Source organism: Hafnia sp. HMSC23F03 (assembly GCF_001816025.1).
Lineage (GTDB): Bacteria > Pseudomonadota > Gammaproteobacteria > Enterobacterales > Enterobacteriaceae > Hafnia > Hafnia paralvei.
In genome coordinates this window covers 54,490-63,822 of sequence record NZ_KV824214.1, presented here as the reverse complement: position 1 = coordinate 63,822, position 9,333 = coordinate 54,490, and the positions used below count along the sequence as shown (strand labels likewise).

Genomic DNA, 9,333 nt, shown 5'->3' with positions numbered 1-9,333 from the left:
CCAAAAGCCGCATAGTACTATGCGGCTTTTGGTTAATCTCGCTATCGCATTAGCTGATTATTTAGACCCAATCTTACGCAGTGGTTTGCCTTGCATCAGGTTACGCTCGATGTGTTCCAGAGAAATGTTTTTAGTCTCAGGGATTAGCGCCAGCGTAATGAAGATGAAGATAATATTCAGACCGGCATAAACCCAGAAGGTATGCGCGCTACCCAGAGAGTTCAGCATGGTCAGGAAGGTGGCACCGACAATCATGTTGGCAATCCAGTTGGTTGCGGTTGAACAGGTGATACCAAAGTCACGGCCTTTCAACGGCTGGATTTCAGAGCACAGAACCCAAATCAACGGACCAGCGCTCATGGCGAAACCAACGATGAAGATGAGCAGCATGATGACGGCAAAGTACTGAGCAAAGACGGAGGAGATGCCGATGTTCATCATCGTACCCAGTGTACCCATACCCAGTGCCATCACGATGAAGCCGAGGATTAACGTAGGCTTACGACCCCAGCGATCAACCAGTCCGATGGCGATGAAGGTTGCTAACACGTTCACCAACCCGACGATAACGGTGCCCCACATTTGCTGAGAAGTGCTAGCAAAACCGGCCAAATCGAAGATTTTTGGTGCGTAATACATGATGACGTTCATACCGGTGAACTGCTGCATCACCTGTAACAAGACGCCAAGATACACGGCACGGCGGAAGTTTTTGTTGTTTACAAATAACGCCCAACCGCTTTGTTTCACTTTCAAACTTTCGCGAATTTCGTCCAGTTCGTTTTTGGCTTGTTCGCTGGTGTCACGCAGCTTTTCTAACACGCGGCGCGCTTTTTCATCACTGCCACGAGCTGCCAACCAGCGAGGGCTATCCGGTAGGAAGAACACCCCAATCAACAGCAGAACCGCAGGGATGGTGATGACACCTAGCATCCAGCGCCATGCACCCGTGTAGCTGAAAGCGGTATCAGATAAATAAGCGGCTAAAATACCGATGGTGATCATCAACTGGTACATGGAAATCATGCTGCCGCGGATTTTTTCTGGTGCAATTTCAGAAAGATAAATTGGAGCAGTATAAGACGCGATCCCCACAGCCAACCCTAGCAACACGCGTGAAACGATGAGTATTTCTACGTCTGGGGCAAATGCGGAGCAAAGTGAACCGACGACAAATAATACTGCGCCGATCATTAGGCTGTATTTACGACCGATGCGGAAGTTTAACCATCCACTGCCGACTGCGCCAACCGCTGCGCCAAACATCATGGAGCTCACAACCCATTCTTGTTGAGAGCTGGTGATTTGAAACGTCTCGCTGATAAATGGCAAAGCACCAGCGATAACACCAATATCCAGTCCGAATAATAAGCCTGCCAGCGCAGCGAGAAAGCAGACAAAAAACGTCAGGCTGGCATTTGAACGGGCTTTACGACCCGGGTGTGTACTCACGGTAGTACTCATACTGCCTCCGAAAAGAAACTCGTTTGTATATCTATCATGTTAAGAATCTATGGCTTGAATGTAAGTGCTCCCGATCACAGAAATGTAATCGTTTACACTGGCGTGGTATTCACCGTGATAGTGAATGGATGTGGGCTTATGGATTTATTCACAGTGAAAATGGACTATTTAATTGAATTTTATGATTTTTTATCAATGATTTGTGATGGTTATATATTTGTTTTGGTGCTCATTAAGTGAGCATTCATAATTTTTTTAGTTCAATTGGAAATATTATGTAATCGTTTTCATTGAGAGTGACCTGATTTGAAACAAAAAAAAGCAGGCACACATGGCCTGCTTTATTGATGCGAAATAATCTAGCGCGAGTTAAATCTTACTTTAGACCAGCAGCTTCACGCAGCAATGCCGCTTTATCGGTTTTTTCCCAAGGGAAGTGCTCACGACCAAAGTGACCATAGGCTGCGGTTTGACGATAGATTGGCTGAATCAGATCCAGCATCTGGATCAAACCATATGGACGCAAATCGAAGAATTCACGTACTAGTAGAGTCAGTTGTTCGGTAGAGATTTTCTCAGTGCCGAAGGTTTCGATCATGATTGAAGTGGGTTCAGCAACGCCGATAGCGTAAGAAACCTGAATTTCACAACGATCTGCTAAGCCCGCGGCGACGATGTTTTTCGCCACGTAACGAGCGGCATAAGCGGCTGAACGGTCAACTTTAGAAGGATCTTTACCAGAGAATGCACCGCCACCGTGACGAGCTGCGCCGCCGTAAGTATCAACGATGATTTTACGGCCAGTCAAACCACAGTCACCCATTGGGCCACCGATAACGAAACGACCTGTTGGGTTGATGAAGTATTTGGTATTAGAAGACAGCCATTCTGGTGGCAGAACTGGCTTGATAATCTCTTCCATTACCGCTTCTTGTAGGTCAGGAAGACTGATGCTGTCAGAGTGCTGGGTAGAAAGAACTACTGCGTCAATACCCGCAATTTTGCCGTCGTCGTACAGGAAGGTGACCTGACTTTTTGCATCAGGACGCAACCATGGCAGAGTGCCGTTTTTACGGACTTCGGCCTGACGTTCCATCAAACGATGAGCATAGGTGATTGGCGCAGGCATCAAAACTTCAGTTTCGTTGGTTGCATAACCAAACATAATGCCTTGGTCGCCGGCACCTTGTTCCAGCGGATCGGTGCGGTCAACGCCCTGATTGATGTCTGGAGACTGTTTACCGATAGCGCTCAATACGGCACAAGAGTTGGCATCGAAGCCCATATCGGAGCTTACATAGCCGATTTCAGCAACGGTTTTACGAGTCAGTTCTTCAATATCAACCCATGCATTCGTGGTAATTTCACCACCAACCAGCACCATGCCAGTTTTAACGTAGGTTTCACAAGCTACTCGCGCTTTAGGATCCTGTTCCAGAATCGCATCAAGCACGGCGTCAGAAATTTGGTCAGCAATCTTATCAGGATGTCCTTCGGACACTGATTCGGAGGTGAAAAGGTGTTTAGCCATTATGTTCTTTACCTTCAAAAGACGGGTTTATCGTGACTGCGTAGTGCTGGGGTATGTACATCAGTCGCTAGCGATATGCCCTTACGAGTGGGGATAACACGCCAGTGCTGGTGCCTGATGCATCCTGCAACGCCCCTCAGGCAAAGCCGTTCAGCAGTTTATCTGTCAATAAGTATAGATGGATTAACATCTGGACGGCTATTTTAAGCCAGACTTGTCACAACATTCCAGTCATTTTTGTTGTGCACTTTTATCAAATGGGCACTATTTATATCTAGAACAGAACCTTTACACCTGCGTAAACGCTCAGAAACAGTTTTTAGTAAAATTTCATTTTGCATTTAAGGCGAGTTGATTGTATAAACTGCGCGCGGCTATGTGTCTCACTTCCAGCCGAGGAGGGTATGAGTTGCTGCTCATACTGTCAGTTTCAACACACTGTTAACTTTTTGGCTCTGTGCGTTAGCGATAACCGCAGACATGGAGGTGGTTCAGGTAATGATCCGCACTGATATCATTGCGACATCCGTCGCGCTAGACACTGTTATTTGCAAAGCACCTTTGTTTAAGACAACGGCTTTGTTTAATACCGTGACTTCCTGCAATATCCTGCGTCATTGTGACGCCTCGCCGTCCCGCGCATTGCGCTTTCCTTCCTATTTATCTGCATTTCTCGCATTTTCCCGATGTTATTCATCACTTTGGTGAATATAGGGCGCGACTCAGGATTCTTACGCCGATAGCGGCAACTGATGACTGAACAAGGGTAACCTGCTACGTGGTATGACGACCAAATAACGTGGCTGGTGAATTTTCATTGGGGTTTATCCTGCATTCAAGAATGCACTCCCCGACCCACGGAGTTAGCGACGTGTTTTGCTCTTATACTTATATCAGCCCGGCATTTTGTCCGGCGCTGAGCTTTGTGGTCACGCCAAAAATCCCGGCGTGTGGGTTGTTAAGCGCAGATGTTGCTGCGATAGTGAATAACCGTGCTGTAAATAATTCCATTATTTGCCACGATAGTGCACAAGGAGTTCGTCATGTCTAACGAACTCAGTCAACGCCCGCAGGAAGCGGCCGGACACCATCATTTGCGTTCTATGCAGGAGGTTGCCATGAATGATCGTAATGCCAGCAAAATGCTGAGTACTTATAACGTCGCCTACTGGGGTGGCAACTATTATGACGTCAACGAATTGGGTCATATTTCGGTTTGTCCTGATCCCGACGTCCCTGAGGCGCGTGTCGATCTGACTCAATTGGTCGAGAAGCTGCAAAAAGAGAGCAACCAGCGTCTGCCTGCGCTGTTCTGTTTTCCGCAGATCCTGCAGCATCGCTTGCGTTCTATTAACGCGGCGTTCAAACGTGCGCGTGAATCCTTCGGTTATGAAGGCGGCTATTTCCTAGTTTACCCCATCAAGGTAAACCAGCATCGTCGCGTCATTGAATCTCTGGTGAATTCCGGTGAGCCTCTGGGGTTGGAAGCAGGTTCAAAAGCCGAATTGATGGCCGTGCTGGCGCATGCCGGTATGACTCGCTCTGTCATTGTGTGTAACGGCTATAAAGATCGCGAATACATTCGTTTGGCACTGATCGGCGAGAAACTGGGACACAAGGTGTATCTGGTCATCGAAAAGATGTCCGAGATTAAGCTGGTAATGGAAGAAGCTGAGCGTCTTAATGTCGTGCCGCGTTTAGGCGTGCGTGCGCGTCTGTCTTCTCAGGGCTCAGGCAAATGGCAGTCCAGCGGTGGTGAGAAATCTAAATTTGGTCTGGCTGCGACTCAGGTTCTGCAATTGGTCGAAACCCTGCGTGAGGCTGGGCGCTTAGACAGCCTGCAACTGCTGCATTTCCACTTGGGGTCTCAGTTGGCGAACATTCGCGATATCGCCACAGGGGTGCGCGAATCGGCACGATTCTATGTTGAGCTGCATAAGCTTGGCGTTAATATTCAGTGCTTCGACGTCGGCGGTGGGCTTGGCGTGGACTATGAAGGAACACGCTCCCAGTCTGATTGCTCGGTCAACTATGGCCTGAACGAATATGCTAATAACGTGATTTGGGGGATCGGTGATGCCTGTAATGAACACGGTTTGCCGCATCCGACAGTGATCACCGAGTCTGGTCGTGCCGTTACCGCGCATCACACCGTGTTGGTTTCCAACGTGATTGGCGTTGAGCGTAATGAATTCCATGCACCGATTGCGCCGGCAGAAGACGCCCCGCGCGCGCTGCAAAGCCTGTGGGCAACCTGGGAAGAGATGCAGGATTCTGGCACTAAGCGTTCTCTGCGCGAATGGCTCCATGACAGCCAGCTCGACCTGAATGATGTCCATAGCCAATATGCGCATGGCATTCTGGATCTGACCCAGCGTGCTTGGGCAGAGCAACAATATCTGACGATCTGTAGCCAGATTCAGGAACATCTGGATCCAAGCAATCGAGCACATCGCCCGATTATTGATGAGCTGCAGGAGCGCATGGCCGATAAGCTATACGTTAACTTTTCGCTATTCCAGTCAATGCCGGATGCATGGGGTATCGATCAGTTGTTCCCTGTTCTGCCATTGAGCGGCTTGGATCAGGCGCCTGAGCGCCGTGCGGTGCTGTTGGATATCACCTGTGACTCTGATGGTGCTATCGATCACTACATCGACGGTGACGGCATTGCGACGACCATGCCGATGCCTCAGTACGATCCTGAAAATCCACCGTTGATCGGTTTCTTCATGGTGGGGGCTTATCAGGAAATTCTGGGCAATATGCATAACCTGTTCGGTGATACCGCATCTGTTGATGTATTTGTCTTTGAAGATGGTAGCGTCGAAGTACAAGATTCTGATGAAGGCAACACGGTGGCTGAGATGCTGGAATACGTTCAGCTCGATCCTGAAGTGTTGCTCACCCGCTTCCGCGATCAGGTACGTAAAACCGATTTGGCGCCTGAGCTGCAAACGCAGTTCTTGGATGAGTTCGAATCTGGCTTATATGGGTATACCTATCTCGAAGATGAGTGATCGTCGGCTCTAAGTGATAATAAATAAGATCACATTGAGTCAGATCACAAAGTATCAGGGTGCTTCGGCACCCTTTTTTATTGCTGATATAGTGAGGATCATACCGAACAGAGACGTGGAGAGTTTCACATGGAGAAAATCGATCTGCATATGCACTCGCATTACAGTGATGACGCGGATTATCCGGTGGCTGAATTGATCGCTCGCTGCCTACGCGAAGGAGTGACTACGCTGGCGGTGACCGATCACAACTCGGCATTTTCGTTTGCAGAATCTCTAAAATGGCGTAGTGACTCCCTGAATATTATTTCGGGAATTGAAATCGACTGCACCTTTCAAGGACGCAATTTCCATCTGCTGGGCTACGGTTTTACACCGTCGGATGACTTCTCTCAGGTTTATGAAAACTTCAACAATATTCAGCGTGAGCTCGTACCGGTGAAATTGACCAAGCTGCGTGAATTGGGCTTTTTCATTGATGATGAACATTTGGCTCGATTAGCTAACGGTCGCTTGCCACAGGAAGAGCAAATGGGTGAAGCCATTCTGGAGGATGAGCGCAATGCCGGCAATCCATTGCTCTTGCCATACCGCTCAGGTGGTGAACGTGCAGATATGCCGTTAATCAATTTCTATTGGGATTTCTTTGGCCCCAACAAAGCCTGTTATCAACCAGTGACCTATCCTGCGTTAGAAGATATGGCTGATTTGATTCGCAATAATGGTGGAATACCGGTGATTGCGCATATTGGGGCTAACCTGAAAGAAGAACATGAGGCGATGCTCGAGCTGATGTTGGAATCTGGCGTAGCAGGCATAGAGGTCTTCTCAAGCTATCACGATGAGGCGCTGGCGCAGCGACTCTACAATTTTGCGTGTGAACAGGGCGCCTATGTGACCTGCGGCAGTGATTTTCACGGACGCAATAAGCCCAAAATTGAAGTGGGAACCTGCCAATATAATAGAGAGCAGTTGGCAGAAATTCAGCGCTTTATCGACGTTGTGAGCAAGGGTTCACATCAGGCTTGAAGAGTGGAAAGTTTACGGCGATAATTGCTAGTAGCAGCTTTAAAAGCGAACAATAAATCCCTTTCTCGTCGGGCTAACGACGCGGAAGGGATTTTTTTTCATCGGTACTTTGACTTCGGCCTGTGATAAATGTGGCCTTCAACGAGGATTGATTATGAGCACCCTGGGCAATAAACCCGATAACTCACTGGTTTCTAACGCCTTTGGCTTCCTGCGTTTTCCGCTGAATTTCCAGCCATACGACAGCGATGCTGATTGGGTTATCACCGGTGTACCTTTCGATATGGCCACTTCAGGCCGTGCGGGTGGGCGTCATGGCCCTGCAGCTATCCGTCAGGTATCCACCAATCTGGCGTGGGAAGGCAACCGCTGGCCATGGAATTTCGATCTGCGCGATCGCCTGAATGTCGTTGACTGCGGCGACGTGGTATTCAGCTTTGGTGATGCTCAGGACATGAGTGACTCTCTGCAGGCACACACCGAGAAATTACTGGAGTCCGGTAAGCGCTGTCTAACTTTCGGTGGTGACCACTTTGTCACGCTGCCTTTGCTGCGCGCTCATGCCAAACACTTTGGCAAAATGGCGCTGGTGCATTTCGACGCGCATACTGATACTTATGCTAATGGCAGCAAATTCGATCATGGAACGATGTTCTTCCATGCGCCAAATGAAGGGCTAATCGATCCAAATCACTCCGTGCAGATTGGTATTCGTACTGAGTTCGATCGTGATAACGGTTTTACCGTATTGGACGCTGCACAGGTAAACGATCGCGGTGTGGATGACGTGCTGGCGCAAATCAAACAGATTGTTGGCGATATGCCGGTTTACCTGACTTTCGACATCGATTGTCTGGACCCTGCTTTTGCTCCAGGCACAGGAACGCCAGTGATTGGTGGTTTAACTTCCGATCGTGCGCTTAAACTGGTGCGTGGACTGAAAGATCTTAACATCGTGGGTATGGACGTGGTGGAAGTCGCTCCAGCGTACGATCAGTCTGAAATTACCGCTCTGGCCGCGGCCACGCTGGCACTGGAAATGTTATATATTCAGGCAGATAAAAAAGGCGAATAATTTTCGCGAAGTCTTATGATATTGAGGCGGCCATCGGGCCGCCTTTTTTAATTCTGCTGTACTCTTTGGGGCAGCAGTAAATATATTTTCATACTGATAGGGCGGCTGGTTGAGGCAAACACCGACTCACCGACCTTATGGTTCTGCTGGCACAGGACCTGCGCATAATGCATTGGGTGTACCGCGATAATTTTGCACATGATATTTACCTAACGGTTTTTAAAATCTGATGGGGATATCAATGCTATGGAATCAATACCATAAAAATAGAATAGGGGGGTTATTATAAAAACAGGGTAAAAATTAGCAGTAAAATATAAAAATGGTGTAATCATCTTACCTATTTTTGGCTACTGTGAGATGTTGTTTTCTATTATTTCACTCACCCTGAGTAGCATAATTTAATTGGCTGCTTATATGGAATAAGCATCACTTAACTGTAATTTTTGTTTTACTACATGCTCTTGGTGATAGAATAAATTATTACCAATTTATGGATTTTGTCGTGAAAAAAGCACTTGGGTTATTTTGGGGTGTGGGATGCATCCTGCTTATTCTTGCTGGCTATATGCTCTATTCAAGCATGCAGTTTCAGAAAACTGCTTTACGCGCTGAAGGTGTTGTGACCGAAGTTCGCTATGAGCGTTCGAGTGATTCAAAAGGATCTTATCATCCCGTTATTGCCTTTAACACCAATCAAAATAAGAGAATTGTTTTCGAATCCTCAACGGGGAGTTCTAGCTACAGAGGTACTGAAGGAAATAGCATTGAGGTTCTTTATGCCGCAGATGCTCCAGAGAACGCTGAGATAAATGACTCACTGTCTCAATGGGGTGCCCCTGTTATTCTGGGGGGCATGGGAATAGTGTTTGCCAGCATCGGTTGTATACCCTTTCTGATTATGCGAGTACGCTCTCGTCGAAGTGCCCGTTTGCTTCAAGAGGGAGTGCCTATTGAGGCACAAATTATCGGTGTTGAATTGAATCAGGCTATTCAGTTTAATGGCCGTTCACCTTATCGAATTAAAAGCCAGTGGTTAGATAAAAATACAAACCAAGTATTCGTTTTTTACAGTGACAATATTAACTTCGACCCTTCTTCTTATATACAGGGTGAGACGATTACCGTTTACCTCGATAAAAACGATCCTAAAAAATACCATATGGATATTTCGCTGTTGCCTAAAATAGCGTGATTGCTGAAGTCTATGTTTA

7 protein-coding genes are annotated in these 9,333 nt (G+C 47.5%); 4 read left to right on the top strand and 3 right to left on the bottom strand.

What is annotated here, in order from left to right; all coding sequences use genetic code 11:
• Window positions 1-57: 57 nt before the first annotated feature.
• The gene (locus tag HMPREF3091_RS05895; RefSeq protein ID WP_004846806.1) at window positions 58-1,464 is read right to left on the bottom strand and encodes a sugar porter family MFS transporter; all 1,407 of its coding nucleotides are present in this window, start codon (window positions 1,462-1,464) and stop codon (window positions 58-60) included.
• Window positions 1,465-1,840: 376 nt separating this feature from the next.
• Complete coding sequence (metK, locus tag HMPREF3091_RS05890; protein WP_004846810.1) at window positions 1,841-2,995, bottom strand: methionine adenosyltransferase; 1,155 nt, start codon at window positions 2,993-2,995, stop codon at window positions 1,841-1,843.
• 1,043 nt (window positions 2,996-4,038) lie between these two features.
• Here metK and speA point away from each other — a divergent pair.
• From speA to speB, 3 genes are all read left to right on the top strand, one after another.
• A complete protein-coding gene (gene speA, locus HMPREF3091_RS05885) occupies window positions 4,039-6,015 on the top strand; it encodes a biosynthetic arginine decarboxylase (protein ID WP_008815006.1) in 1,977 nt (658 codons plus the stop codon).
• 129 nt (window positions 6,016-6,144) lie between these two features.
• Window positions 6,145-7,044 carry a PHP domain-containing protein gene (locus tag HMPREF3091_RS05880; protein WP_070714760.1) on the top strand — a complete coding sequence of 300 codons (900 nt, stop codon included), beginning with the start codon at window positions 6,145-6,147 and terminating at the stop codon, window positions 7,042-7,044.
• A 154-nt stretch (window positions 7,045-7,198) separates the two neighbouring features.
• Window positions 7,199-8,119, top strand: coding sequence for an agmatinase (gene speB, locus HMPREF3091_RS05875; RefSeq protein ID WP_004846823.1), 921 nt, complete (start codon window positions 7,199-7,201; stop codon window positions 8,117-8,119).
• 47 nt (window positions 8,120-8,166) lie between these two features.
• On the opposite strand, the gene HMPREF3091_RS22640 is transcribed toward speB, so the two are convergent.
• Window positions 8,167-8,319, bottom strand: a complete 153-nt coding sequence (locus HMPREF3091_RS22640) for a hypothetical protein (RefSeq protein WP_004846824.1) — start codon at window positions 8,317-8,319, stop codon at window positions 8,167-8,169.
• Between the two features lie 305 nt (window positions 8,320-8,624).
• Between HMPREF3091_RS22640 and HMPREF3091_RS05870 the strand changes: the two genes are divergently transcribed.
• A complete protein-coding gene (locus HMPREF3091_RS05870; RefSeq protein WP_246839957.1) occupies window positions 8,625-9,314 on the top strand; it encodes a DUF3592 domain-containing protein in 690 nt (229 codons plus the stop codon).
• Window positions 9,315-9,333: the final 19 nt, after the last annotated feature.